Source organism: Pseudomonas sp. GNP014, from assembly GCF_054344005.1.
On sequence record NZ_JBTGUS010000001.1, the window covers coordinates 2,532,533 to 2,557,741 of the forward strand.

General features: G+C 59.4%; 22 protein-coding genes. 21 read left to right on the plus strand and 1 reads right to left on the minus strand.

The window, feature by feature from the left end; genetic code table 11:
* Positions 1–41: 41 nt before the first annotated feature.
* From pyrH to ispD, 21 genes are all read left to right on the plus strand, one after another.
* Positions 42–785, plus strand: a complete 744-nt coding sequence (gene pyrH, locus ACXX9E_RS11250) for a UMP kinase (protein ID WP_011332683.1) — start codon at positions 42–44, stop codon at positions 783–785.
* The gene (gene frr / locus ACXX9E_RS11255; protein ID WP_123465080.1) at positions 782–1,339 is read left to right on the plus strand and encodes a ribosome recycling factor; all 558 of its coding nucleotides are present in this window, start codon (positions 782–784) and stop codon (positions 1,337–1,339) included. The genes pyrH and frr overlap by 4 nt, the downstream gene beginning before the upstream one ends.
* 13 nt (positions 1,340–1,352) lie before the next feature.
* Positions 1,353–2,108: a polyprenyl diphosphate synthase gene (uppS, locus tag ACXX9E_RS11260; protein ID WP_064120741.1), complete on the plus strand. Its 756-nt coding sequence runs from the start codon at positions 1,353–1,355 to the stop codon at positions 2,106–2,108.
* Positions 2,108–2,914, plus strand: a complete 807-nt coding sequence (locus tag ACXX9E_RS11265; RefSeq protein ID WP_458555435.1) for a phosphatidate cytidylyltransferase — start codon at positions 2,108–2,110, stop codon at positions 2,912–2,914. The genes uppS and ACXX9E_RS11265 overlap by 1 nt, the downstream gene beginning before the upstream one ends.
* Complete coding sequence (gene ispC / locus ACXX9E_RS11270) at positions 2,911–4,101, plus strand: 1-deoxy-D-xylulose-5-phosphate reductoisomerase (RefSeq protein WP_123465084.1); 1,191 nt, start codon at positions 2,911–2,913, stop codon at positions 4,099–4,101. Before ACXX9E_RS11265 ends, ispC begins: the two co-directional genes overlap by 4 nt.
* Positions 4,102–4,155: 54 nt before the next feature.
* The gene (gene rseP / locus ACXX9E_RS11275; protein ID WP_458555436.1) at positions 4,156–5,508 is read left to right on the plus strand and encodes a sigma E protease regulator RseP; all 1,353 of its coding nucleotides are present in this window, start codon (positions 4,156–4,158) and stop codon (positions 5,506–5,508) included.
* 74 nt (positions 5,509–5,582) lie between these two features.
* Positions 5,583–7,973, plus strand: coding sequence for an outer membrane protein assembly factor BamA (gene bamA, locus ACXX9E_RS11280; protein ID WP_128615929.1), 2,391 nt, complete (start codon positions 5,583–5,585; stop codon positions 7,971–7,973).
* A gap of 45 nt (positions 7,974–8,018) precedes the next feature.
* On the plus strand, positions 8,019–8,522 hold the full coding sequence (locus ACXX9E_RS11285; RefSeq protein WP_007908849.1) for an OmpH/Skp family outer membrane protein: 504 nt from the start codon (positions 8,019–8,021) through the stop codon (positions 8,520–8,522).
* Between the two features lie 3 nt (positions 8,523–8,525).
* On the plus strand, positions 8,526–9,581 hold the full coding sequence (lpxD, locus tag ACXX9E_RS11290) for a UDP-3-O-(3-hydroxymyristoyl)glucosamine N-acyltransferase (protein WP_123465092.1): 1,056 nt from the start codon (positions 8,526–8,528) through the stop codon (positions 9,579–9,581).
* 106 nt (positions 9,582–9,687) lie between these two features.
* Positions 9,688–10,128 carry a 3-hydroxyacyl-ACP dehydratase FabZ gene (gene fabZ, locus ACXX9E_RS11295; RefSeq protein ID WP_003222142.1) on the plus strand — a complete coding sequence of 147 codons (441 nt, stop codon included), beginning with the start codon at positions 9,688–9,690 and terminating at the stop codon, positions 10,126–10,128.
* Positions 10,125–10,901, plus strand: coding sequence for an acyl-ACP--UDP-N-acetylglucosamine O-acyltransferase (gene lpxA / locus ACXX9E_RS11300; RefSeq protein WP_123465093.1), 777 nt, complete (start codon positions 10,125–10,127; stop codon positions 10,899–10,901). Before fabZ ends, lpxA begins: the two co-directional genes overlap by 4 nt.
* Before the next feature lie 2 nt (positions 10,902–10,903).
* Positions 10,904–12,034, plus strand: coding sequence for a lipid-A-disaccharide synthase (lpxB, locus tag ACXX9E_RS11305; protein ID WP_123465095.1), 1,131 nt, complete (start codon positions 10,904–10,906; stop codon positions 12,032–12,034).
* 11 nt (positions 12,035–12,045) lie between these two features.
* Entirely contained in the window at positions 12,046–12,672 is a 627-nt protein-coding gene (gene rnhB, locus ACXX9E_RS11310; protein ID WP_064586190.1) for a ribonuclease HII, read from the plus strand.
* A gap of 76 nt (positions 12,673–12,748) precedes the next feature.
* Positions 12,749–16,270 (plus strand): DNA polymerase III subunit alpha, encoded by a 3,522-nt coding sequence (gene dnaE, locus ACXX9E_RS11315; RefSeq protein WP_128615930.1) that lies wholly within the window; start codon positions 12,749–12,751, stop codon positions 16,268–16,270.
* A gap of 139 nt (positions 16,271–16,409) precedes the next feature.
* Positions 16,410–17,357, plus strand: a complete 948-nt coding sequence (locus tag ACXX9E_RS11320) for an acetyl-CoA carboxylase carboxyltransferase subunit alpha (RefSeq protein WP_123465099.1) — start codon at positions 16,410–16,412, stop codon at positions 17,355–17,357.
* Positions 17,358–17,504: 147 nt separating this feature from the next.
* Positions 17,505–18,833 (plus strand): tRNA lysidine(34) synthetase TilS, encoded by a 1,329-nt coding sequence (gene tilS, locus ACXX9E_RS11325; RefSeq protein ID WP_458555437.1) that lies wholly within the window; start codon positions 17,505–17,507, stop codon positions 18,831–18,833.
* Between the two features lie 274 nt (positions 18,834–19,107).
* Entirely contained in the window at positions 19,108–20,739 is a 1,632-nt protein-coding gene (gene pyrG / locus ACXX9E_RS11330) for a CTP synthase (protein WP_123465103.1), read from the plus strand.
* A gap of 5 nt (positions 20,740–20,744) precedes the next feature.
* Entirely contained in the window at positions 20,745–21,590 is an 846-nt protein-coding gene (kdsA, locus tag ACXX9E_RS11335) for a 3-deoxy-8-phosphooctulonate synthase (RefSeq protein ID WP_123465105.1), read from the plus strand.
* Between the two features lie 157 nt (positions 21,591–21,747).
* Positions 21,748–23,037 (plus strand): phosphopyruvate hydratase, encoded by a 1,290-nt coding sequence (gene eno, locus ACXX9E_RS11340; protein WP_003222156.1) that lies wholly within the window; start codon positions 21,748–21,750, stop codon positions 23,035–23,037.
* Between the two features lie 171 nt (positions 23,038–23,208).
* Positions 23,209–23,487 carry a cell division protein FtsB gene (ftsB, locus tag ACXX9E_RS11345; RefSeq protein WP_007964293.1) on the plus strand — a complete coding sequence of 93 codons (279 nt, stop codon included), beginning with the start codon at positions 23,209–23,211 and terminating at the stop codon, positions 23,485–23,487.
* The gene (ispD, locus tag ACXX9E_RS11350) at positions 23,484–24,191 is read left to right on the plus strand and encodes a 2-C-methyl-D-erythritol 4-phosphate cytidylyltransferase (RefSeq protein WP_458555438.1); all 708 of its coding nucleotides are present in this window, start codon (positions 23,484–23,486) and stop codon (positions 24,189–24,191) included. The genes ftsB and ispD overlap by 4 nt, the downstream gene beginning before the upstream one ends.
* Before the next feature lie 49 nt (positions 24,192–24,240).
* Here ispD and ACXX9E_RS11355 read toward each other — a convergent pair whose 3' ends face one another.
* Positions 24,241–25,137, minus strand: coding sequence for a LysR substrate-binding domain-containing protein (locus tag ACXX9E_RS11355; protein WP_123465109.1), 897 nt, complete (start codon positions 25,135–25,137; stop codon positions 24,241–24,243).
* Positions 25,138–25,209 lie beyond the last annotated feature (72 nt).

Genomic DNA, 25,209 nt, shown 5'->3' on the forward strand with positions numbered 1-25,209 from the left:
CTCGCAAAGAATTTTTAAATACGCCGCAGGAGAGATTCGCAATGGCTCAGCAGGGCAGTGGTTATCAGGCTCGCTATAAACGCATTCTACTCAAGCTTAGCGGCGAGGCCCTGATGGGCTCGGAAGAGTTCGGGATCGATCCGAAGGTTCTGGATCGCATGGCGCTGGAAGTCGGCCAACTGGTCGGTATCGGCGTTCAGGTCGGTCTGGTGATCGGCGGTGGCAACCTGTTCCGTGGCGAAGCCTTGAGCAAGGCTGGCATGGATCGGGTGACAGGCGACCACATGGGCATGCTGGCCACTGTGATGAATGCCTTGGCCATGCGCGACGCGCTGGAACGTGCCAATATCTCGGCCATCGTGATGTCGGCCATTTCCATGGTGGGCGTAACCGATCACTATGATCGTCGCAAAGCCATGCGCCACTTGAACTCCAAGGACGTGGTGATTTTCGCGGCCGGTACCGGCAACCCGTTCTTCACAACGGATTCGGCAGCCTGCCTGCGCGCCATTGAAATCGATGCCGATGTCGTGCTCAAGGCAACCAAGGTCGATGGCGTCTACACCGCTGACCCATTCAAGGACCCGCATGCCGAGAAGTTCGATCATCTGACTTATGATGAAGTACTGGATCGCAAGCTGGGTGTAATGGATCTGACAGCTATTTGCCTGTGCCGCGATCACAAGATGCCGCTGCGCGTATTCAACATGAACAAGCCCGGCGCCCTGCTGAACATCGTACACGGCGGCGCTGAAGGAACCCTGATCGAGGAAGTTCAACAATGATCAACGAAATCAAGAAAGACGCCAAAGAGCGCATGACGAAGTCCGTTGAGTCTCTGGCTCACAACTTCGGCCGTATCCGTACCGGCCAGGCGCACCCAAGCATTCTGGAAGGCGTGATGGTGCCGTACTACGGCGCGGACACCCCGATCAAGCAAGTCGCCAACATCACCGTCAAAGACGCCCGTACCCTGCAAGTGGTTGCGTTCGAGCGCAACATGCTCGGTGCTGTCGACAAGGCGATCGGCAGTGCAGGTCTGAACCTGAACCCGACCAACCTGGGTGAATTGCTGCTGATCAGCATGCCGGCCCTGACCGAAGAAACCCGTCGTGGTTTCACCAAGCAGGCGCGTGATGTGGCCGAAGACGCCCGTGTTGCCGTGCGCAACATCCGTCGCGATGCCAACAGCTCGCTGAAGGATCTGGTCAAGGAAAAGGAAATCAGCGAAGACGAAGAGCGTCGCGCCACTGGCGAAATCGACGATCTGACCAAGAAGTACGTGGCCGAGATCGACGCGAAACTGGCTGAGAAAGAAAAAGACCTGATGGCCGTATAAGGGTCGAGTTTTAATGGACAAGACCAAGCAGACTGCGCCGTCCGCGGTGCCGCGCCATGTCGCGATCATCATGGATGGCAACAATCGCTGGGCGAAAAAACGCTTTATGCCGGGTGTCGCCGGGCATAAAGCGGGCGTGGATGCTGTACGGGCAGTGATCGAGGTGTGCGCTGAGGCCAAGGTCGAAGTGCTCACCCTGTTCGCGTTTTCCAGTGAGAACTGGCAGCGCCCGGCCGATGAGGTCAGCGCCTTGATGGATCTGTTCTTCAAGGCGTTGCGTCGTGAGGCCAAGCGCCTCAACGACAACAACATCAGCTTGCGGATCATTGGCGATCGTTCGCGCTTCCACCCTGAGCTTCAGGCGGCGATGCGCGAGGCCGAAGCCATGACCGCCGGTGCCAACCGCTTCATTCTGCAGATCGCAGCCAACTACGGCGGTCAGTGGGATATCGCACAAGCTGCGCAGCGTCTGGCGCGGGAAGTCCAGGCCGGACACCTGCGTCCGGAGGACATCACGCCGGATCTGCTGCAGACCTGTCTGGCCACCGGCGACCTGCCGTTGCCGGATCTGTGTATCCGCACGGGTGGTGAGCACCGCATCAGCAATTTCCTGCTGTGGCAGCTGGCCTACGCCGAGCTGTACTTCTCCGACCTGTTCTGGCCGGACTTCAAACACGATGCCATGCGCAATGCGCTGGCCGATTTCGCTTCTCGTCAGCGTCGCTTCGGTAAAACGAGTGAGCAGATTGAAGCTGGAGCCCGGGTTTAATGCTTAAACAACGAATCATCACTGCGCTGATCCTGTTGCCGATCGCCTTGTGCGGTTTTTTCCTGCTCGAAGGTTCCGGCTTTGCGCTGTTCATCGGGCTGGTGGTCAGTCTGGGCGCGTGGGAGTGGGCGCGGCTTGCCGGTTTCAATGGCCAGACGTTCCGTGTCGGTTATGCCGCCGCGGTCGCGCTGATGCTGTTCGTCATGTACATCTTGCCCGTCCTCGCGCCGTGGGTGCTGGGCGCGGCAGTACTGTGGTGGATGGTGGCGACCTGGCTGGTACTGACCTATCCGCAGTCGAGCGAGCACTGGTCCAGTGCGGCGACCAAGCTGGTGATCGGTCTGTTGATCCTGTTGCCGGCCTGGCAAGGCCTGGTGCAGATCAAGCAGTACCCACTGGGCAACTGGTTGATCATGGCGGTGATGGTGCTGGTCTGGGGTGCAGATATTGGCGCTTACTTCTCCGGTCGAGCTTTCGGCAAGCGCAAGCTTGCACCGCAGGTCAGTCCGGGCAAGAGCTGGGAAGGTGTCTATGGCGGTCTGGCGCTGAGTCTGGTGATTACCGCCATTGTCGGTCTGGTACGCGACTGGACGGTTGCCGAGCTGCTTAAAGGCCTGATCGGCGCTGCGCTGATCGTGTTCATTTCCGTTGTCGGTGATCTCACCGAAAGCATGTTCAAACGCTCATCCGGCATCAAGGACAGCAGTAATCTGCTTCCGGGTCATGGTGGCGTGCTTGATCGTATCGACAGCCTCACGGCGGCGATTCCGGTATTTGCCGTGCTGTTGTGGATGGCTGCACCGTGAGTCGCCCACAGCAGATTACCGTCCTTGGGGCGACCGGCTCGATCGGTCTGAGCACCCTCGATGTCATTGCTCGTCACCCTGAGCGCTATCAGGTGTTCGCACTGAGCGGCTTCACTCGCCTGAGTGAGCTGTTCGCCCTGTGTGTGCGCCATGTGCCGCAGTTCGCCGTGGTGCCGGAAGTCGCTGCCGCGCGCGGTCTGCAGGACGACTTGCGTGCGGCCGGTCTGCCGACCCGTGTGTTGGTCGGGGAGGAGGGCTTGTGTCAGGTGGCTGCAGCCCCTGAAGTCGATGCGGTCATGGCGGCGATTGTCGGTGCGGCGGGGTTGCGCCCGACGCTGGCGGCGGTCGAGGCCGGCAAGAAAATCCTTCTGGCCAACAAAGAGGCGCTGGTGATGTCCGGCGCCTTGTTCATGCAGGCGGTACGCAAGAGCGGCTCGGTGCTGTTGCCGATCGACAGCGAACACAATGCGATTTTCCAGTGCATGCCTCAGGATTTTGCTCGTGGGTTGAGCTCAGTGGGCGTGCGTCGGATTTTACTGACAGCCTCCGGCGGTCCCTTCCGGCAGACACCGATGGCCGAGCTGGCGCATGTTTCGCCTGACCAGGCTTGCGCCCATCCGAACTGGTCCATGGGACGCAAGATCTCCGTGGATTCGGCCAGCATGATGAACAAGGGCCTCGAATTGATCGAAGCCTGCTGGTTGTTCGATGCAAGGCCGTCGCAAGTCGAGGTCGTGATTCATCCGCAGAGCGTGATCCATTCGCTGGTCGACTATGTGGACGGTTCGGTGCTGGCGCAATTGGGCAATCCCGATATGCGTACGCCGATCGCCAACGCCCTGGCCTGGCCGGAGCGCATCGATTCGGGCGTGGCACCGCTGGATCTGTTTGCAATCGCACGTCTGGACTTCGAAGCTCCGGATGAGCAGCGTTTCCCTTGCCTGCGTCTGGCGCGGCAAGCTGCCGAAGCGGGTGACAGCGCGCCGGCGATGCTTAACGCGGCCAACGAAGTAGCGGTGGCGGCGTTTCTCGACGGACGGGTACGTTACCTGGAAATCGCGAGTATCATCGAGGAAGTCTTGAGTCTGGAGCCGGTGGTGGCCCTGGACGATCTCGAAGCCGTGTTTACTGCGGATGCGAAGGCGCGGGTTCTGGCCGGGCAATGGTTGCAGCGTCACGGTCGATAGATTTTGCTACAAAATGGCTGCACGCGGCACTGAACGGGATTGCGGAGAAAATAGATGAGCGCGCTCTATATGATTGCCGGCACCCTGATCGCCTTGGGTGTGCTGGTCACCTTTCACGAATTCGGCCATTTCTGGGTCGCGCGTCGCTGTGGCGTCAAGGTTCTGCGTTTTTCCGTGGGCTTTGGCATGCCGTTGTTGCGCTGGCACGACAGGCAGGGCACCGAGTTCGTGGTTGCCGCGATTCCGCTGGGTGGCTACGTCAAGATGCTCGACGAGCGTGAGGGCGAGGTTCCACCCGATCAGCTCCATCAGTCGTTCAATCGCAAGTCCGTGCGTCAGCGCATCGCCATCGTCGCTGCCGGCCCGATTGCCAACTTCCTCCTGGCACTGGTGTTTTTCTGGGTGCTGGCCATGCTGGGCAGCGAGCAGGTGCGTCCGGTCATTGGTGCAGTCGAGTCCGGCAGCATTGCGGCAAAGGCCGGTTTGAGCGCGGGCGAGGAAATCGTCGCGATTGATGGTGAGCCGACTTCCGGTTGGGCTGCCGTGAATCTACAACTGGTGCGCCGCCTCGGTGAGAGTGGTTCCCTGCAATTGCTGGTGCGCGAACAAGGCTCGAGCGCCGATTCGCCGCGAACGCTGGCTCTGGATAACTGGCTCAAGGGTGCTGATGAGCCCGATCCGATTCGTTCGCTGGGTATTCGTCCATGGCGTCCGGCCCTGCCGCCGGTGCTGGCCGAGCTTGACCCGAAGGGGCCGGCACAGGCTGGCGGGCTCAAGACCGGTGACCGGTTGCTGGCCCTTGATGGGCAGGCGCTCAATGACTGGCAGCAAGTGGTTGATACGGTTCGTACGCGTCCTGATACCAAAATCATGCTGCGCATCGAGCGCGACAGTGCTCAAATCGACGTCCCGGTGACTTTGGCGGCGCGTGGTGAAAGCAAGTCGCCAAGCGGCTATCTGGGCGCAGGCGTGAAAGCGGTCGACTGGCCGCCAGAGATGATCCGCGAGGTCAGTTACGGGCCGTTGGCCGCTATTGGCGAGGGTGCCCGTCGCACTTGGACCATGAGCATTCTGACGCTGGATTCGCTGAAGAAAATGCTGTTCGGCGAGCTCTCGGTAAAAAACTTGAGTGGACCGATAACCATTGCTAAAGTGGCGGGCGCTTCTGCCCAGTCGGGCGTCGCTGATTTCCTGAATTTCCTTGCTTATCTGAGTATTAGCCTGGGGGTTCTGAATTTGCTGCCCATCCCTGTACTGGATGGGGGGCATTTGTTGTTTTATCTGATCGAGTGGGCGCGTGGTCGTCCCTTGTCGGATCGGGTGCAAGGTTGGGGGATACAGATCGGTATCAGTTTGGTGGTCGGGGTGATGTTGCTTGCTCTGGTCAACGATCTGGGTCGACTGTAACGCTTAGCTGAATTGCGAATCTGCCGCATTTTGCGGCAGTTTGTTTATTGCCAGTTGGAATAAGAAAGGACTTCATGAAACGTCTGCTGCTAACTGCGGTTCTCACCGTATTGATGATCGCCGAAGTTCACGCCGAGTCCTTCACTATCTCTGATATTCGCGTCAACGGCCTCCAGCGGGTCTCCGCGGGTAGTGTCTTTGGTGCCTTGCCGTTGAACGTCGGCGAGCAGGCGGATGATCGTCGCCTGGTGGAATCCACTCGTGCGTTGTTCAAAACCGGTTTCTTTCAAGATATCCAGCTGGGCCGCGAAGGCAACGTTCTGGTAATCACGGTTGTCGAGCGTCCATCCGTCGCAAGTATCGAGATCGAAGGTAACAAGGCGATCTCTACCGAAGACCTGATGAAAGGCCTCAAGCAATCCGGTCTGGCCGAAGGCGAGATCTTCCAGCGTGCCACCCTCGAAGGCGTGCGTAACGAGCTGCAGCGCCAGTACGTCGCGCAAGGTCGTTACTCGGCTACCGTCGATACCGAAGTGGTGTCGCAGCCGCGTAACCGCGTTGGTCTGAAAGTGAAGATCAACGAAGGCACCGTTGCCGCCATTCAGCACATCAACGTGGTGGGCAACACGGTTTTCCCTGAAGAAGACCTGACCGACCTGTTCGAACTGAAAACCACCAACTGGTTGTCGTTCTTCAAGAACGACGACAAGTACGCCCGTGAAAAGCTTTCCGGTGACCTGGAGCGTCTGCGTTCCTACTACCTGGACCGCGGCTATATCAACATGGATATCGCTTCGACCCAGGTGTCCATCACCCCGGACAAGAAACACGTCTACATCACCGTCAACGTGACCGAAGGTGAAAAGTACACCGTTCGTGACGTCAAGCTCAGCGGTGACCTGAAAGTCCCTGAAGACCAGGTCAAGTCCCTGTTGCTGGTGCAGAAGGGCCAGGTGTTCTCGCGCAAGCTGATGACCACCACCTCCGAACTGATCACCCGTCGCCTGGGTAACGAGGGCTACACCTTCGCCAACGTCAATGGTGTGCCTCAGCCGCATGACGACGATCACACGGTGGACATCCTGTTTGCTGTCGATCCGGGCAAGCGTGCCTATGTCAACCGCATCAACTTCCGTGGCAACACCAAGTCCGAAGACGAAGTGCTGCGTCGCGAAATGCGTCAGATGGAAGGTGGCTGGGCTTCGACCTACCTGATCGACCAGTCCAAGACCCGTCTTGAGCGTCTGGGCTTCTTCAAAGAAGTGAACGTCGAGACGCCGGCCGTTCCGGGTGTCGACGATCAGGTTGACGTGAATTACGCCGTTGAAGAACAGGCTTCCGGTTCGATTACCGCCAGCGTCGGTTTCGCCCAGAGCGCCGGTTTGATCCTCGGTGGTTCGATCACCCAGAACAACTTCCTCGGTACCGGTAACCGCGTCAGCGTCGGCCTGACCCGAAGCGAATACCAGAGCCGCTACAACTTCGGCTACGTTGACCCGTACTGGACCGCCGATGGCGTGAGCCTGGGCTACAACGCGTTCTATCGCACCACCGACTACAAAGATCTCAACATCGACGTAGCCAGCTATGCGGTAGACAGCCTGGGTGCCGGTGTGAACGTTGGCTACCCGATCAGCGAGACTTCGCGCCTGACCTTCGGTCTGTCCGCTCAACAGGACAAGATCAAGACCGGTCAGTACACCGTTGACGAGATCTTCGACTTCGTTAACAAGGAAGGCGATCAGTATCTGAACTTCAAGGCTTCGGCCGGCTGGTCCGAGTCGACCCTGAACAAGGGCGTATTGCCGACCCGTGGCCGTTCGCAGAGCCTGACGCTGGAAACCACGATTCCGGGCAGCGACCTGTCGTTCTACAAACTCGACTACCGTGGCCAGCTGTTCCAGCCGATCACCGAGAACTACACCCTGCGTCTGCACACCGAGCTGGGTTATGGCGACGGTTACGGTTCGACCGATGGCTTGCCTTTCTATGAAAACTACTATGCTGGTGGTTTCAACTCGGTACGTGGCTTTAAGGACAGCACCTTGGGTCCTCGCAGTACGCCGAGTCGTGGTCAGGGGGTTACCGGTAACGCCGGTACGATTGCCGACCCGGATCAGGATCCATTGCCATTCGGTGGTAACGTGCTGATTCAGGGTGGTGCAGAGGTTCTGTTCCCGCTGCCATTCGTGAAGGATCAGCGCTCCCTGCGTACTTCGGTATTCTGGGATGTGGGTAACGTATTCGATTCCAAATGCCAGAAGACCACCAACGCGACCGCAGGCTCCACGTCATCCACGCAGTGCAACGACATCAGCCTGAGCAACATGGCCAGTTCCGTTGGTGTGGGTGTGACCTGGGTCACCGCACTGGGTCCTCTGAGTTTTGCCCTGGCGATGCCTGTCAAGAAACCGGATAACGCTGAAACCCAAGTGTTCCAATTCTCCCTCGGCCAGACGTTCTAAGCGTCTGACCCAAGATAACGACAATGGATTTTGTAGGAGTGCATCGTGCGTAAGTTGACTCAATTGGTTCTCCTGGCCTCCTTGATGGTGGCAGGCCCGGCATTTGCCGACATGAAAATTGCCGTTCTGAACTATCAGATGGCCTTGCTGGAATCGGACGCGGCCAAGAAATACGCCGTGGATGCCGAGAAGAAGTTCGGTCCGCAACTGACCAAGCTGAAGACGCTGGAAAGCAGCGCCAAGGGCATTCAGGACCGTCTGATGGCCGGTGGCGACAAAATGCAGCAAGGCGAACGTGAGCGTCTGGAGCTTGAATTCAAGCAAAAGGCCCGTGACTTCCAGTTCCAGTCCAAGGAACTGAACGAAGCCAAAGCCGTTGCCGACCGCGAAATGCTCAAGCAACTGAAGCCGAAACTGGATAGCGCAGTGGAAGAAGTCATCAAGAAAGGTGGTTTTGACCTGGTGTTCGAGCGTGGCGCAGTGATTGATGTCAAACCTCAGTACGACATCACGCGCCAGGTCATCGAGCGCATGAATCAGCTGAAGTAACCCATGACCGTGACTATCAAGCTCGGCCAGTTGGCCGAGTTCCTCGGCGCCACCTTGCGTGGCGACCCTGAGACGCAAATTACTGGGCTAGCCACTTTGCAAGAGGCTGGCCCAGCTCAGTTGAGCTTTCTGGCAAACCCTCAATATCGCAAATACCTGGCGGGCTCGCAGGCGGCAGCTCTGTTGCTCAAAGCGGCCGATGCCGAAGGCTTTGCCGGTAATGCATTGGTGGTGCCGGATCCTTATCTGGCTTACGCACGCATTTCTCATCTGTTCGATCCCAAGCCAAAAGCCGCAGCGGGTGTCCACCCGACAGCGGTGATTGCGGCGGATGCCGTGGTTGATCCAACCGCCAGCATCGGTCCGTTCGTGGTGATCGAGGCGGGCGCGCGGATTGCTGCCCACGTGACGCTGAGTGCGCATTGCGTAGTTGGCGCGCGCAGCGAAATCGGCGAAGGCGGCTGGCTTGCTCCGCGAGTGACGCTGTATCACGACGTGCGCATCGGCAAGCGCGTGGTGATCCAGTCCGGTGCGGTGCTCGGTGGTGAAGGCTTCGGCTTTGCCAACGAGAAGGGTATCTGGCAGAAAATCGCCCAGATCGGTGGCGTGACCATCGGCGACGATGTGGAGATTGGCGTGAATACCGCCATCGACCGCGGTGCGTTGGCCGATACCGTGATCGGTAATGGCGTGAAGCTCGACAATCAGATCCAGATTGCCCACAACGTCCAGGTCGGTGATCACACCGCCATGGCCGCGTGCGTGGGGATCTCCGGCAGCACCAAAATCGGTAAGCACTGCATGCTCGCCGGTGGTGTCGGCCTGGTTGGGCACATTGATATCTGCGACAACGTTTTCCTGACCGGGATGACCATGGTGACCCACTCGATTACCGAGCCGGGTGCCTATTCTTCTGGAACAGCCATGCAACCGGCGGCCGAATGGCGCAAAAGCGCGGCCCGCATCCGTCAGCTCGACGATATCGCGCGACGGTTGAAACAACTGGAAAAGCGCGTAGGGGAAGTGACCCCTGACGGTAATGCTTCATCAGATGGCTGATACCATTTCCATATCAAGTGTGCACAGCCTCTAGACTGCCTCCTTGATTTGCTAGAGGAGTGCGCGTCAGTCGCGCTCCCAATCTTTACATAGGCTTCCCCCCGAAATGATGGACATCAACGAGATTCGCGAATACCTGCCTCACCGTTACCCGTTCCTGCTGGTGGACCGGGTGGTGGAACTGGACACTGAAGGCAAGCGCATTCGCGCCTACAAGAATGTCAGCATCAATGAACCGTTCTTCAATGGTCACTTCCCGGCGCATCCAATCATGCCGGGCGTGCTGATCATCGAAGCGATGGCTCAGGCTGCCGGGATCCTCGGTTTTAAAATGCTTGATGTGAAGCCGGCCGATGGCACGCTTTACTACTTCGTCGGTTCCGACAAACTGCGTTTCCGCCAGCCAGTGCTGCCGGGCGACCAACTGATCCTGGAAGCGAAATTCATCAGCTGCAAGCGTCAGATCTGGAAGTTCGAATGCCAGGCATCGGTTGATGGCAAGCCGGTCTGCTCGGCTGAAATCATCTGTGCGGAACGCAAGCTATGAGTTTGATTGACCCTCGCGCAATCATCGATCCGTCGGCCGTTCTGGCTGACGGCGTCGAGGTCGGCCCGTGGTCGATCATCGGCGCAGGTGTGGAAATCGGCGAGGGTACCGTGATCGGGCCGCATGTGATCCTCAAAGGCCCGACCCGCATCGGCAAGCACAATCGTATCTACCAGTTTTCCTCGGTAGGCGAAGACACGCCTGATCTGAAATACAAGGGTGAAGAAACCCGCCTGGTGATCGGTGACCACAACGTCATCCGTGAAGGCGTTACGATTCACCGCGGCACGGTACAGGATCGTTCCGAAACCACCCTGGGCGATCACAACCTGATCATGGCCTATGCCCACATCGGTCACGACAGCGTCATTGGCAATCACTGCATCCTCGTCAACAACACCGCGCTGGCCGGCCATGTTCATGTTGATGACTGGGCGATCCTCTCCGGCTTCACCCTGGTTCACCAGTATTGCCACATCGGCGCCCACAGCTTTTCCGGCATGGGCACGGCGATCGGCAAGGATGTGCCTGCGTTTGTCACCGTGTTCGGCAACCCGGCCGAAGCCCGCAGCATGAACTTCGAAGGCATGCGCCGTCGCGGTTTCAGCGAAGAGGCGATTCACGCCTTGCGTCGCGCCTACAAGACTGTTTATCGCCAGGGGTTGACGGTTGAACAGGCTTTGGCGGAACTGGCCGAACCTGCTGCCCAGTTCCCGGAAGTCGCAATGTTCCGTGACTCCATCCTGTCGTCGACTCGCGGCATCACCCGCTGATCATGGCCAATCTGCGTATTGCGCTGGTAGCGGGTGAGGCTTCCGGTGACATTTTGGGCGCCGGTCTCATGCGCGCCCTCAAGGCACAACACCCGGCGGTCGAGTTCATCGGTGTCGGCGGGCCCTTGATGCAGGCCGAGGGGCTGACGTCCTGCTTTCCCATGGAGCGCCTGTCGGTCATGGGCCTGGTGGAAGTCCTTGGGCGGTTGCGCGAATTGCTCAAGCGTCGCAAGGATCTGATCGCCACGCTGATCGCCGCGAAACCGGACGTGTTCATCGGTATCGATGCCCCGGACTTCAACCTCAATATCGAACTCAAGCTGCGTCAGGCCGGAATCAAAACCGTGCACTACGTCAGCCCGTCGGTATGGGCGTGGCGGCAGAAGCGCGTGCTGAAGATTCGTGAAGGCTGCGACCTGATGCTGACGCTGTTGCCGTTCGAAGCCAGGTTTTACGAAGAGAAGGGCGTGCCGGTCCGGTTCGTCGGTCACACGCTGGCCGATACCATCCCGCTGGAAGCCGATCGCGCTGCGGCGCGTGCCGAACTGGGCCTGCCCGACGGTCCGCTGGTCGCGTTGATGCCGGGCAGTCGGGGGGGCGAAGTCGGCCGTCTCGGTGCACTTTTCCTCGATACGGCCGAGCGCCTGCGTGCCATGCACCCGGGTTTGCGTTTCGTCCTGCCGTGCGCCAATGCCGAGCGTCGTGCGCAGATCGAAGCGCTGCTGGTTGGCCGCGACCTGCCGGTGACCCTGCTCGACGGCAAATCCCATCTGGCCCTGGCGGCGTGCAATGCCGTACTGATCGCTTCCGGCACGGCCACGCTTGAGGCGCTGCTGTACAAACGGCCAATGGTGGTGGCTTATCGCCTGGCGCCGCTGACGTTCTGGATTCTCAAGCGCATGGTCAAGAGCCCTTATGTGTCGCTGCCAAACCTGTTGGCTCAGCGGCTGCTGGTGCCAGAACTGTTGCAGGATGATGCGACAGTCGAGGCGTTGGCGCAGACACTGTCGCCCTTGATCGACGGTGGCGAAGAGCAGACCCGCGGCTTTGACGAGATTCATCGCACGCTGAGGCGGGACGCTTCCAATCAGGCGGCGGACGCCGTCCTCAACCTGATCGGTCAATCACGATGAGCAAGAAAATTATGCAGATGGGCCTGGATTTCACCCTGGTCGCCGAAGTCGAGGAACTGGTCGCCGGTGTCGATGAAGTCGGTCGCGGCCCGTTATGCGGTGCGGTGGTCACGGCAGCAGTGATTCTCGACCCGAACCGGCCGATCCTTGGCCTCAACGACTCGAAGAAACTCACCGAAGCCAAACGCGAAAAGCTCTACGACGAGATCATCGAGAAGTCCCTGAGCTGGTGCATCGCCCGCGCCGAAGTCGAGGAAATCGACGAGCTCAACATCCTCCACGCCACCATGCTGGCCATGCAGCGCGCTGTGGCTGGCCTGCATGTGCAGCCGAAACTGGCGATGATCGACGGCAATCGCTGCCCGAAACTGCCGATGCGCGCCGAAGCGGTGGTGCAGGGTGATGGCAAGGTTCCCGCGATTGCGGCGGCGTCGATTCTGGCCAAGGTCAGCCGCGACCGTGAAATGGCCGCGTTCGAACTGATCTACCCGGGTTACGGCATCGGCGGCCATAAAGGCTATCCGACGCCCGTTCATCTGGAAGCGTTGGCCCGGCTCGGGCCGACGCCGATTCACCGGCGCTCGTTTGCCCCGGTGCGTCAGGCTTACGAGGCGCTGGAAGGCCTGACGCAGGTTTAGTCGCAAGGCTGATGTTTTGTTCGAGGCCCGGTACAATCCGGGCCTTGTTGTCTCTATGTAACTGGACAGGATCACTATGCCGGCTTCATTCGTTCATCTACGCCTGCACACTGAATACTCCCTGGTCGACGGGCTGGTGCGGATCAAGCCACTGGTCAAGGCCCTGACCGGCATGAACATGCCGGCGGTGGCGGTCACCGACCAGAACAACATGTGTTCCCTGGTCAAATTCTATAAAAACGCCATGGGCGCAGGCATCAAGCCGATCTGCGGCGCCGACCTGTGGCTGTCGAACAAGGATCCGGATGCGCCGCTGAGCCGCATCAGTCTGTTGGTGATGAACGCCAAGGGCTATCGCAACCTCACCGAGTTGATCTCGCGCGGCTTCATCGAAGGCCAGCGCAACGGCATGATCATCGTCGAGCGCGAGTGGGTTGCCGAGGCCAACGAGGGCCTGATCATGCTGTCCGCCGCCAAAGAAGGCGAGATCGGCATGGCCATGATCGGCGGCAACCCGGCCGAAGCCGAAGCGCTGGCGCGTGAATGGATGGCGGTGTTCCCGGATCGTTTCTACCTGGAAATCCAGCGCACCAACCGTCCCAATGACGAAGAACAACTGCACGGCGCCGTGGCCCTGGCCGACAAGCTCGGCGCGCCACTGGTGGCGACCAACGATGTGCGCTTCATCAAGCAGGAAGACTTCGCGGCCCACGAAACCCGTGTATGCATCGGTGAGGGCCGTGCCCTCGACGATCCGCGGCGTTCGAAGAATTACAGCGATCAGCAATACCTCAAAAGCGCCGAGGAAATGGCCGAGCTGTTCAGCGACATTCCCGACGCCATCGAAAACACCGTCGAGATTGCCAAGCGCTGCAACATTGAGGTGAAGCTGGGCACGCATTTCCTGCCCAACTTCCCGATCCCCGATGGCATGACCATCGACGAATACTTCCGCAAGGTGTCCTTCGACGGTCTCGAAGAGCGTCTCGCGGTGCTGCTGCCCAAGGACACCACCGAAGACTACGAAGCCAAGCGTCAGGTCTACGTCGATCGCTTGAATTTCGAGCTGGATATCATCATCCAGATGGGCTTCCCCGGTTACTTCCTGATCGTGATGGACTTTATCCAGTGGGCCAAGAACAACGGCGTGCCAGTAGGTCCTGGCCGGGGGTCGGGTGCTGGCTCGCTGGTAGCTTATGTGCAGAAGATCACCGACCTCGATCCGCTGGAATACGACCTGCTGTTCGAACGTTTCCTTAACCCGGAACGGGTTTCGATGCCCGACTTCGACGTCGACTTCTGCATGGACGGTCGTGACCGGGTGATCGACTACGTGGCCGAGAAATACGGCCGCAACGCGGTGAGCCAGATCATCACCTTCGGTTCCATGGCCGCCAAGGCTGTGGTGCGCGACGTGGCGCGGGTGCAGGGCAAGTCCTACGGCCTGGCGGATCGTCTGTCGAAGATGATTCCGTTCGAAGTCGGCATGACCCTGGAAAAAGCCTACGAGCAGGAAGAGATCCTGCGTGACTTCATCAAGGTCGATGAAGAAGCGGCAGAAATCTGGGAGATGGCGCGCAAGCTCGAAGGCGTGGTGCGTAACGTTGGTAAGCACGCCGGTGGCGTGGTTATCGCGCCGACCAAACTGACCGACTTCTCGCCGATCTATTGCGACGAGGCCGGCGACGGTCTGGTAACCCAATTCGACAAGGACGACGTTGAAGCCGCCGGTCTGGTGAAGTTCGACTTCCTCGGTCTGCGGACCCTGACGATCATCGACTGGGCGCTGAAAACCATTAACCGCGACCGCGCCAAGGTCAACGAGCCGCCGCTGGATATCGCGTTTATCCCGCTGGACGACAAACCGACCTACACGCTGTTGCAGAAAGCTGAAACTACAGCAGTGTTCCAGCTTGAATCCCGCGGCATGAAGGAGCTGATCAAAAAGCTCAAGCCCGACTGCCTGGAAGACTTGATCGCACTGGTGGCGTTGTTCCGTCCGGGCCCGCTGCAGTCCGGCATGGTGGACGACTTCATCAACCGTAAGCACGGTCGCGCCGAACTGGCGTACCCGCACTCGGACTACCAGTACGAAGGCCTCAAGCCGGTATTGGCGCCGACGTACGGCATCATCCTGTATCAGGAACAGGTGATGCAGATTGCCCAGGTCATGGCCGGTTACACCCTCGGTGGTGCGGACATGCTGCGTCGGGCGATGGGTAAGAAAAAACCGGAAGAAATGGCCAAGCAGCGTGGCGGTTTCATTGAAGGTTGCGCGACCAATAATATCGACGCCGACCTTGCCGGTAACATCTTCGATCTCGTAGAGAAATTCGCCGGTTACGGCTTCAACAAATCCCACTCCGCCGCTTACGGCCTGGTCTCGTACCAGACCGCCTGGCTGAAAGCCCACTACCCGGCGCCGTTCATGGCCGCGGTACTCTCGGCGGATATGCACAACACCGACAAGGTCGTGACCTTGATCGAGGAAGTGCGCACCATGAAGCTGCGCCTCGACGCGCCGGACGTGAACACTTCCGAGTTCAAGTTCACGGTGAACGACGACGGCCGCATCGTGTATGGCCTCGGGGCGATCAAAGGCGTCGGCGAAGGTCCGGTTGAGGCAATTACCGAAGCGCGTCAGGAAGGTCCATTCAAGGATCTGTTCGATTTCTGCGCCCGGGTCGATCTCAAACGCATCAACAAGCGCACGCTGGACGGTTTGATCCGCAGCGGTGCACTGGATCGCCTCGGCCCGTACTTTCACGACGAACAAAAGGCTTATCAGGCCAACATCGACCGTAACCGCGCCGTGCTGCTGGCGGCGATGGAAGAGGCGATCAAGGCCGCCGAACAAACCGCGCGTACCCACGACAGCGGTCACGCCGATCTGTTTGGCGGGCTGTTCGTCGAGGAAGACGCCGACGTTTATGCGTCGCATCGCAAGGCCAAGGAGCTGACCCTCAAGGAACGTCTCAAAGGTGAGAAAGACACCCTGGGCCTGTACCTGACCGGTCACCCGATCGACGAATACGAAGGCGAGATCCGCCGTTTCGCCCGGCAGCGCATCATCGACCTGAAGCCGGCCCGCGACACGCAAACCGTGGCCGGGATGATCATTGCCCTGCGGGTGATGAAGAACAAGAAGGGCGACAAGATGGGCTTCATTACCCTCGACGACCGCTCGGGGCGGATCGAGGCGTCGCTGTTCGCCGATGCGTTCCACTCCGCACAGTCGCTGTTGCAGACCGATGCAATGGTGGTGGTCGAAGGCGAGGTCAGCAACGACGACTTCTCCGGCGGCCTGCGCCTGCGGGTCAAGCGCGTGATGAGCATGGAAGATGCGCGCACCAACCTGGCCGAGAGTCTGCGTTTGAAGCTGCAGACTCAGGATTTGAAAGGCGATCAGCTACGCTGGTTGGGGGATTTGCTCAAGCGTCATCGCGGGGCGTGCCCGATCACCATGGAATACACCAGTCCCGATGCGAAGACCTTGCTGCAGTTCGGCGAGACCTGGCGGATCGACCCGGCGGATGCCTTGATTCAAGCCCTGCGTGACCAGTTCGGGCGAGACAACGTCTTCCTCCAATACCGTTGACCGGCAGGTGCCATCATTGCGCTTGCCTGAAACCTGAATTTTTAATCTCGACCTCAGCGCGCCTCTCCCTTAAGGTAGGGCGCGAATAGACAACCGGCCGGCCCAAGCTCATTTGGGACACGACCCAAGACGGACGCCTATGAACCCGAATTTTCTAGATTTCGAACAGCCGATCGCCGACCTGCAAGCCAAGATCGAAGAGTTGCGCTTGGTCGGTAATGACAATTCGCTGAATATCGGCGATGAGATCTCCCGCCTGCAGGACAAGAGCAAAACGCTGACCGAAGACATCTTCGGCAAGCTGACCAGCTGGCAGATCGCACGCCTGGCGCGTCACCCGAAACGCCCGTACACCCTGGACTACATCGAGCACATCTTCACCGAGTTCGACGAACTGCACGGCGACCGTCACTTCTCCGACGACGCGGCAATCGTTGGCGGCGTGGCACGTCTGGAAGACCAGCCGGTGATGATCATCGGCCACCAGAAGGGCCGTGAAGTGCGCGAGAAGGTACGCCGCAACTTCGGCATGCCGCGTCCGGAAGGCTACCGCAAGGCGTGCCGTCTGATGGAGATGGCCGAGCGTTTCAAAATGCCGATCCTGACCTTCATCGACACCCCGGGTGCTTATCCAGGTATCGACGCCGAAGAGCGTAACCAGAGCGAAGCGATTGCCTGGAACCTGCGCGTGATGTCGCGCCTGAAAACCCCGATCATCGCCACCGTGATCGGTGAGGGTGGTTCCGGCGGTGCACTGGCAATCGGTGTCTGCGATCAGCTGAACATGCTGCAGTACTCGACCTACGCGGTGATCTCGCCGGAAGGTTGCGCTTCGATTCTGTGGAAAACCGCCGAAAAAGCGCCGGATGCCGCTGAAGCGATGGGCATCACCGCCGAGCGCCTGAAAGGCCTGGGCATTGTCGACAAGGTGATCAGCGAGCCACTGGGCGGCGCCCACCGTGATCCGGCAGCTGCCGCTGCGTCGATCCGCGCCGAGCTGAGCTCGCAACTGGCGATGCTGAAGAAGTTCGACAACGAAGCGCTGTTGAAGCGCCGTTACGATCGACTGATGAGCTACGGTCTCTAAGTCGAACGCCGATTCGGCTGACAATGCAAAACACTGTGGGAGCGAGCTTGCTCGCGAAGGCGTTATAACAAACAACGAAAATGTTGAATGTTGAACCGCTTTCGCGAGCAAGCTCGCTCCCACATTGGCTTTCCGTGAAGGTAAAAAATGAGTCCGCTTTCGATTGATTTGCCTTCACGGCTTTTGCGCAACCTTGAGCAGTGGCGCAACGCCGCGCATTGGCGCATCGCGTTTTCCGGTGGTCTCGATTCCACCGTCCTCCTGCACCTGCTTGCCGATCTGGCAAAAACCGAATCACTCCCTGCACTGAGCGCCATCCATATCCATCATGGTCTTCAGACTGCGGCTGATGCGTGGCCGCAACATTGCCAGGCCGTATGTGATGCGCTGGGGGTGCCGTTGCTGGTCGAGCGGGTGAAGGTGCAGCCAGGCGCGAGTCTGGAGCGGGCGGCGCGGGATGCGCGTTACGCGGTATTCAGTGCCCAGACACTAGCCAATGACGTATTGCTCACTGGCCAGCACCGTGATGATCAGGCGGAAACGCTGCTGTTTCGGCTGCTGCGTGGCGCGGGAGTGCGTGGATTGTCGGGAATGCCGCAGCAAAGGCCTGTGGGGCAGGGCACGTTGATTCGTCCGTTGCTGGATGTCACTCGCGCCGAGCTGGAACGCTATGCACAGGCTCACTCGTTAAGCTGGATCGAAGATCCGTCGAATCAGCATCGGCAGTTCTCGCGCAATTACCTGCGCCATCAGGTCATGCCGGCGCTGAGCGAGCGCTGGCCGCAAGCGCAGGCGAACATGGCCCGCAGCGCCGCGCATCTGCGTGACGCACAAGGCTTGCTCGATGAGCTGGCGCAGATGGATCTGGCTCAGGCCGGCACTGCCCACGATTTCGAGTGGCTGGGCCTGCCGTCGCTGACATTGGCCCCGCTGTCCGGGCTGTCTGCCGCCCGTCAACGAAACGCGCTGAGGCACTGGCTCGAACCGCTGACGCGACTGCCCGACACTGACCATTGGTCGGGTTGGGACGATCTGTGCCATGCCGCCGGCGATGCTTCACCGATCTGGCGTCTGGCCGATGGCGAGTTGCATCGCAGCGCCGGTCGATTGTGGTGGCTCAGTGGCAACTGGCTGCGCACGCCGGTGATCGGTGGCGAGTGGCAAGCCCCGACGTCAGCGCTACGCTTGCCCGATAACGGCCGTGTCATGCTCACGGGGCAGGCGCCTGCCGGGCCGCTGCGCATTGCCTATCGGCAGGGCGGCGAAGTGATGCGTCTGGCCGATCGCGGCCACCGCGATCTCAAGCGCCTGCTCAATGAGCGGGCAGTGCCGGCCTTCGTGCGTGGCAGATTGCCGCTGCTGTTTCGTGGCGCAGAATTGCTCGCGGTGGCGAACCTGCCGGGGCTTGATGGCGATGGGCGCGATGGCTGGAAATTGCATTGGCAGCCAACAGACGAAGATCAAGGTTTGAGCTGAAAGGAGCATTCCGGTAGACTACGCTCCCTTCTTGATACAACTTCTGTGGATTCGCCTGAATTGCAGGAGTTGCCGATTACCAAGCAGTCTTTGCTGGGCGATTCCAAAAAATGTGTAGCGAGCAACGTACCGGTGTTTCATCTGCCGGTCTGTCCCAACGCGGCGGTTTTTTTGAAAGGTGCACTGTGATTAATGCAGGTGATCGGGGGCTTCGGCCTTCCTTCGCTTTCCCCGGCGGCTCGTACCGCTTTAACGCAGACTTCTAGGGTTTTTCATGACGCGCTACATATTCGTCACGGGCGGTGTTGTTTCTTCATTGGGGAAAGGCATTGCCTCGGCTTCATTGGCGGCCATCCTGGAGGCGCGGGGGCTTAAGGTCACCATGCTTAAGCTGGATCCGTACATCAACGTCGACCCGGGCACCATGAGCCCGTTCCAGCACGGTGAAGTGTTCGTCACCCACGACGGCGCCGAGACCGACCTGGACCTGGGCCACTACGAGCGGTTCATCCGCACGACCATGACCCAGAACAACAACTTCACCACCGGCCGTGTCTACGAGCACGTGCTGCGCAAAGAGCGCCGTGGTGACTACCTGGGTGCAACCATTCAGGTGATTCCGCACATCACCGACGAAATCAAGCGTCGCATCATCAAAGGTGCCGGTGACGCTGACGTGGCAATGGTCGAAATCGGTGGCACCGTCGGTGACATCGAGTCGCAACCGTTCCTTGAAGCCATCCGTCAGCTGCGTTTCGAAGTCGGCGCCAAGCGCGCGATGTTGATGCACCTGACACTGGTGCCGTACATCGCCACCGCTGGCGAGACCAAAACCAAGCCGACCCAGCACTCCGTGAAGGAACTGCGTTCGATCGGCCTGCAGCCAGACGTGCTGGTGTGCCGTTCCGATCACCCGATCGACGTTTCGTCGCGTCGCAAGATCGCTCAGTTCACCAACGTTGAAGAACGTGCGGTCATCGCGCTGGAAGACGCCGACACCATCTACAAGATCCCGGGCATCCTGCACTCGCAGGGTCTGGACGATTTTGTCGTCGAGCGTTTTGGCCTGCAGTGCGGCAGCGCTGACCTGTCCGAGTGGGAAGCTGTGGTTGATGCCAAGCTGAACCCGGAACACGAAGTGACCATCGCGATGGTCGGCAAGTACATGGAACTGCTGGACGCCTACAAGTCGCTGATCGAAGCGATGAGTCACGCCGGCATCAGCAACCGTACCAAGGTCAATCTGCGCTACATCGACTCCGAAGACATCGAAAACCAGGGCACTGCGCTGCTCGAAGGTGTCGATGCGATCCTCGTACCGGGTGGCTTCGGTCTGCGCGGCGTGGAAGGCAAGATTACTGCCGTTCAGTACGCTCGCGAAAACAAGGTTCCGTACCTGGGCATCTGCCTCGGCATGCAAGTGGCGGTGATCGAGTTCGCCCGTAACGTGCTGGGCTGGAAAGACGCCAACTCCACCGAGTTCGATCGCGCCAGCGGCCATCCGGTCGTGGGTCTGATCACCGAGTGGGAAGACGCCACCGGCGCGGTTGAAGTGCGTACCGAAGCGTCCGATCTGGGCGGCACCATGCGCCTGGGCGCTCAGGAATGCCTGCTCGAGGCCGGCTCCAAGGTGCACGATTGCTACGGCAAGGATGTGATTGTCGAGCGTCACCGTCACCGCTACGAAGTGAACAACAACCTGCTGCCACAAATCATCGAAGCCGGCCTGAAAATCTCCGGTCGCTCCGCTGACGCCGCGCTGGTTGAAGTGGTCGAAGCACCGGATCATCCATGGTTCGTCGCTTGCCAGTTCCACCCTGAGTTCACCTCGACACCACGTGATGGCCATCCGCTGTTCAGCGGTTTTGTCAAAGCAGCATTGGCTCAACACCAGAAGAAGGCGTAACCCCGATGGCACAGAAGATCATCCGCGTCGGCGACATCGAGATTGCCAACGACAAACCCATGGTGCTGTTCGGCGGCATGAACGTGCTGGAAAGCCGTGACATGGCCATGCAGGTTTGCGAGGAGTACGTGAAGGTCACCGAAAAGCTCGGCATCCCTTACGTGTTCAAGGCCAGTTTCGACAAGGCCAACCGTTCTTCTGTGACCTCTTATCGTGGTCCTGGCCTGGAAGAGGGCATGCGCATCTTCCAGGACATCAAACAAGCCTTCGGCGTGCCGATCATCACCGACGTCCACGAGCCTGATCAGGCTCAGGCCGTCGCTGAAGTCTGCGACATCATCCAGTTGCCGGCCTTCCTGTCGCGCCAGACCGATCTGGTCGTCGCGATGGCCAAGACCGGCGCGGTGATCAACATCAAGAAAGCCCAGTTCCTCGCGCCTCAGGAAATGAAGCACATCCTGAACAAGTGCGTGGAAGCGGGTAACGATCAACTGATCCTCTGCGAGCGTGGTTCGAGCTTCGGCTACAACAACCTCGTGGTCGACATGCTCGGCTTCGGCATCATGAAGCAGTTCGAGTACCCGGTATTCTTCGACGTGACCCACTCGCTGCAAATGCCTGGCGGTCGTTCCGACTCCGCCGGCGGTCGCCGTGCACAAGTCACCGATCTGGCCAAGGCCGGCATGAGCCAGTCGCTGGCCGGTCTGTTCCTCGAAGCCCATCCGGATCCGGACAACGCCAAATGCGACGGCCCTTGTGCCTTGCGTCTGGACAAACTGGAGCCATTCCTGGCCCAGCTCAAAGCTTTGGACGAACTGGTGAAGAGTTTTCCGACGGTAGAAACCGCGTAAACCTCAATTCTCCGGTAAAGTACCGCACGATTTGTCGCTCATGCCCTCGGGCATGAGCGTTATCGTCTGCAAGTCTGCCCGCTGCACACCCCTTGCCGACGGTAAAAAGATTTCCTCTAGCTGCGTCGTTTTCGTCAACTTTGGAGTGTTTACAACAATGGCAAAAATCGTCGACATCAAAGGTCGTGAAGTTCTCGACTCCCGTGGCAATCCCACCGTGGAAGCGGACGTGCTTCTCGACAACGGCATCATCGGCAGCGCTTGCGCGCCGTCCGGTGCATCCACTGGCTCGCGTGAAGCGCTCGAGCTGCGTGATGGCGACAAGAGCCGTTACCTGGGCAAGGGCGTGCTCAAAGCGGTAGCCAACATCAACGGTCCGATCCGCGATCTGCTGCTGGGCACCGACCCGAGCGACCAGAAAGCCCTGGATCACGCGATGATCAAGCTCGACGGTACCGAAAACAAGGCAACTCTGGGCGCCAACGCGATCCTCGCGGTGTCCCTGGCTGCGGCCAAGGCTGCTGCACAGGATCAGGATCTGCCACTGTACGCACACATCGCCAACCTGAACGGCACCCCGGGTGTCTACTCGATGCCGGTACCGATGATGAACATCATCAACGGTGGCGAGCACGCCGATAACAACGTCGACATCCAGGAATTCATGGTGCAGCCGGTCGGCGCCAAGACTTTCTCGGAAGGTCTGCGCATGGGCACCGAGATTTTCCATCACCTCAAAGCTGTGCTGAAGGCTCGTGGCCTGAGCACTGCAGTTGGCGACGAAGGCGGTTTCGCACCGAACCTGGCGTCCAACGAAGACGCGCTGAAAGTGATCTCCGAAGCAGTGGCCAACGCCGGTTACAAGCTGGGCACCGACGTGACCCTGGCGCTGGACTGCGCGGCGAGCGAATTCTACGAAGACGGCAAGTACAACCTGTCTGGCGAAGGCCAGGTGTTCACCGCTGAAGGTTTCGCCGATTACCTGAAAGGCCTGACTGAACGTTATCCGATCATCTCGATCGAAGACGGTCTGGACGAGTCCGACTGGGCTGGCTGGAAGATCCTCACCGACAAGATCGGCGAGAAGACCCAACTGGTTGGCGACGATCTGTTCGTGACCAACACCAAGATCCTGAAAGAAGGCATCGATAAAAAGATCGCCAACTCGATCCTGATCAAGTTCAACCAGATCGGCACCCTGACCGAAACCCTGGAAGCCATCCAGATGGCCAAGGCCGCCGGTTACACCGCAGTGATCTCGCACCGTTCGGGCGAAACCGAAGACTCGACCATCGCCGACCTGGCTGTGGGCACCTCGGCTGGCCAGATCAAGACCGGTTCGCTGTGCCGTTCCGACCGCGTTTCCAAGTACAACCAACTGCTGCGTATCGAAGAGCAGTTGAATGGCAAAGCCAAGTACAACGGTCGCAGCGAGTTCCGCGGCTAAGTACAAACTGATGGAAGGACACCGGATTGTGTCGGAAAAGTCGTGACAGCGATGGATTTACCACTAATCTGATGCCTTACATGCACAAGCCTGGATCTTCCAGGCTTCGTGCTATCAGACGTTTCAAAGTTTTGGCGTGGCTGTCTTTTTTCACTGGATACCTGATATTCGATGCGCAGTCCTTACTGGTTGTTTCTCGTTTTGCTCTTGCTGCTGGCCGGTCTGCAGTACCGCCTGTGGGTGGGCAATGGCAGTCTGGCGCAGGTCGCCGAGCTGAAACAGCAGATTGCTGATCAGCACGCCGAGAACGAAGGCCTGCTGGAGCGCAACCGGGTGATGGACGCTGAAGTCAGCGAGCTGAAGAAAGGCATGGAGACCGTGGAAGAGCGGGCTCGCCATGAACTGGGCATGGTCAAGGACGGTGAAACCCTTTACCAGCTGGCCCAATGATCGATTCTCTGCCGGCCTTCTGGGCCGTGATTCCTGCCGCGGGCGTCGGTGCCCGAATGGCCGCGGACCGTCCCAAGCAGTACCTGCAACTGGGCGGACGTACAATTCTCGAACACAGCCTTGGCTGTTTCCTTGATCACCCGAGTCTGAAGGGCCTGGTGGTCAGTCTGGCGGTTGACGATCCTTATTGGCCGAACCTGGCGTGCGCTACTGACTCGCGAATTCAGCGTGTCGAGGGCGGATCCGAGCGTTCAGGCTCGGTGCTCAACGCCTTGCTGCATCTGCATGCGCAAGGTGCCGATGATGAGGATTGGGTGCTGGTGCATGATGCCGCGCAACCGAACCTGGGCCGTGATGACCTCGACAAGCTGCTGGCTGAGCTGGCGCATGACCCGGTGGGTGGTTTGCTGGCGGTGCCGGCACGCGACACGCTGAAGCGGGTCGACAAGCATGGCCGTGTGGTCGAAACGGTCGATCGCAGCGTGATCTGGCAGGCCTACACGCCGCAGATGTTCCGCCTCGGTGCGCTGCATCGAGCGCTGGCGGACAGTCTGGTGGCGGATGCACTGATTACCGATGAAGCCTCGGCAATGGAGTGGGCCGGTCTGGCGCCACGTCTGATCGAAGGGCGGGCGGATAACCTCAAGGTTACCCGGCCGGAAGACCTGGAGTGGTTGCGTCAGCGTTGGGCTAACCGCCACTGAATTTTTGTGGTGCCTGTTGAATCGCCATCGCGAGCAGCCAACGCAACACTCATTCCTGATACTCCGGCCGCTCAGCCAACCCTTCCTTCAAAAAATCCACCAACTTGCGCACCTTCGGCGACAAATGCCGCTGCTGCGGGTACAGCGCCCACACTGCCGTATTCGGCGGCTGATGCGCCTCCAGCAGGGAAATCAACGCGCCACTGTGCAAATGTTCAAGCACGTAATAGTCCGGCAACTGGCATAAACCGACCCCTTGCAGCGCTGCGTCCAGCACCGCTTGCCCACTGTTGCAGCGCCAGTTTCCCTGCACCCGCTGGGAAAATTCCCGCCCGTTCTGTTCCAGCTGCCAGATATCCGAACTGCCAATCAGGCAATTGTGCCGACTCAGTTCCGACAGGCTGTGCGGGCGTCCATACCGTTCGAGGTAGGACGGTGACGCGCACAGATACATGCGCCGAGGCGCCAGTCGCGTGGCCACTAATCGTGAATCTTGCAATCGGCCCAGGCGGACCGCCAGATCCAGGCCTTCATGAACCAGATCGAGTGGGCGGTTGGACAGTTCAATATCAATGCGCAACTGCGGGTACAACCCCATGAATCGAGTGACCAACGGCACGATGAAACGCTCGCCGTAAGCCACGGCGCAAGTCATGCGCAGCATGCCTTTCGGTTCGCTGGTCAGGTCGCCGACCGCGCGCAGCGCTTCTTCGCGACCGTCCTGCAAGCGTTGGCAATGTTGCAGAAACGTTTGTCCGGCCTCGGTTAATGTCACGCGACGGGTACTGCGGTAGAGCAGGCGTGTCTGCAAACGCTCCTCAAGCCGTACGATTTGGCGACTGATGTGGGAGGAGGAAACACCCAGGCGTTCGGCGGCAGCGGTGAACTGGCTGCATTCGGCGACGGCGACGAACTCGTCGATGCCTTCCCAGCGGTTTTCGGACATCGGGATTATCCCTATATGGCAATAATGTTTTGCTTTTGACCCGATTATTCATCACCTGGCGCTGAACTACAC

Coding starts and splice junctions, on each gene's coding strand:
- lpxD (WP_123465092.1), top strand. CDS start 8,526: ATGACCGTGACTATCAAGCTCGGCCAGTTGGCCGAGTTCCTCGGCGCC.
- uppS (WP_064120741.1), top strand. CDS start 1,353: ATGGACAAGACCAAGCAGACTGCGCCGTCCGCGGTGCCGCGCCATGTC.
- pyrG (WP_123465103.1), top strand. CDS start 19,108: ATGACGCGCTACATATTCGTCACGGGCGGTGTTGTTTCTTCATTGGGG.
- rnhB (WP_064586190.1), top strand. CDS start 12,046: ATGCAGATGGGCCTGGATTTCACCCTGGTCGCCGAAGTCGAGGAACTG.
- lpxA (WP_123465093.1), top strand. CDS start 10,125: ATGAGTTTGATTGACCCTCGCGCAATCATCGATCCGTCGGCCGTTCTG.
- frr (WP_123465080.1), top strand. CDS start 782: ATGATCAACGAAATCAAGAAAGACGCCAAAGAGCGCATGACGAAGTCC.
- kdsA (WP_123465105.1), top strand. CDS start 20,745: ATGGCACAGAAGATCATCCGCGTCGGCGACATCGAGATTGCCAACGAC.
- tilS (WP_458555437.1), top strand. CDS start 17,505: ATGAGTCCGCTTTCGATTGATTTGCCTTCACGGCTTTTGCGCAACCTT.
- dnaE (WP_128615930.1), top strand. CDS start 12,749: ATGCCGGCTTCATTCGTTCATCTACGCCTGCACACTGAATACTCCCTG.
- ftsB (WP_007964293.1), top strand. CDS start 23,209: ATGCGCAGTCCTTACTGGTTGTTTCTCGTTTTGCTCTTGCTGCTGGCC.
- bamA (WP_128615929.1), top strand. CDS start 5,583: ATGAAACGTCTGCTGCTAACTGCGGTTCTCACCGTATTGATGATCGCC.
- ispD (WP_458555438.1), top strand. CDS start 23,484: ATGATCGATTCTCTGCCGGCCTTCTGGGCCGTGATTCCTGCCGCGGGC.
- fabZ (WP_003222142.1), top strand. CDS start 9,688: ATGATGGACATCAACGAGATTCGCGAATACCTGCCTCACCGTTACCCG.
- eno (WP_003222156.1), top strand. CDS start 21,748: ATGGCAAAAATCGTCGACATCAAAGGTCGTGAAGTTCTCGACTCCCGT.
- lpxB (WP_123465095.1), top strand. CDS start 10,904: ATGGCCAATCTGCGTATTGCGCTGGTAGCGGGTGAGGCTTCCGGTGAC.
- ACXX9E_RS11320 (WP_123465099.1), top strand. CDS start 16,410: ATGAACCCGAATTTTCTAGATTTCGAACAGCCGATCGCCGACCTGCAA.
- rseP (WP_458555436.1), top strand. CDS start 4,156: ATGAGCGCGCTCTATATGATTGCCGGCACCCTGATCGCCTTGGGTGTG.
- ACXX9E_RS11265 (WP_458555435.1), top strand. CDS start 2,108: ATGCTTAAACAACGAATCATCACTGCGCTGATCCTGTTGCCGATCGCC.
- ACXX9E_RS11355 (WP_123465109.1), bottom strand. CDS start 25,137: ATGTCCGAAAACCGCTGGGAAGGCATCGACGAGTTCGTCGCCGTCGCC.
- pyrH (WP_011332683.1), top strand. CDS start 42: ATGGCTCAGCAGGGCAGTGGTTATCAGGCTCGCTATAAACGCATTCTA.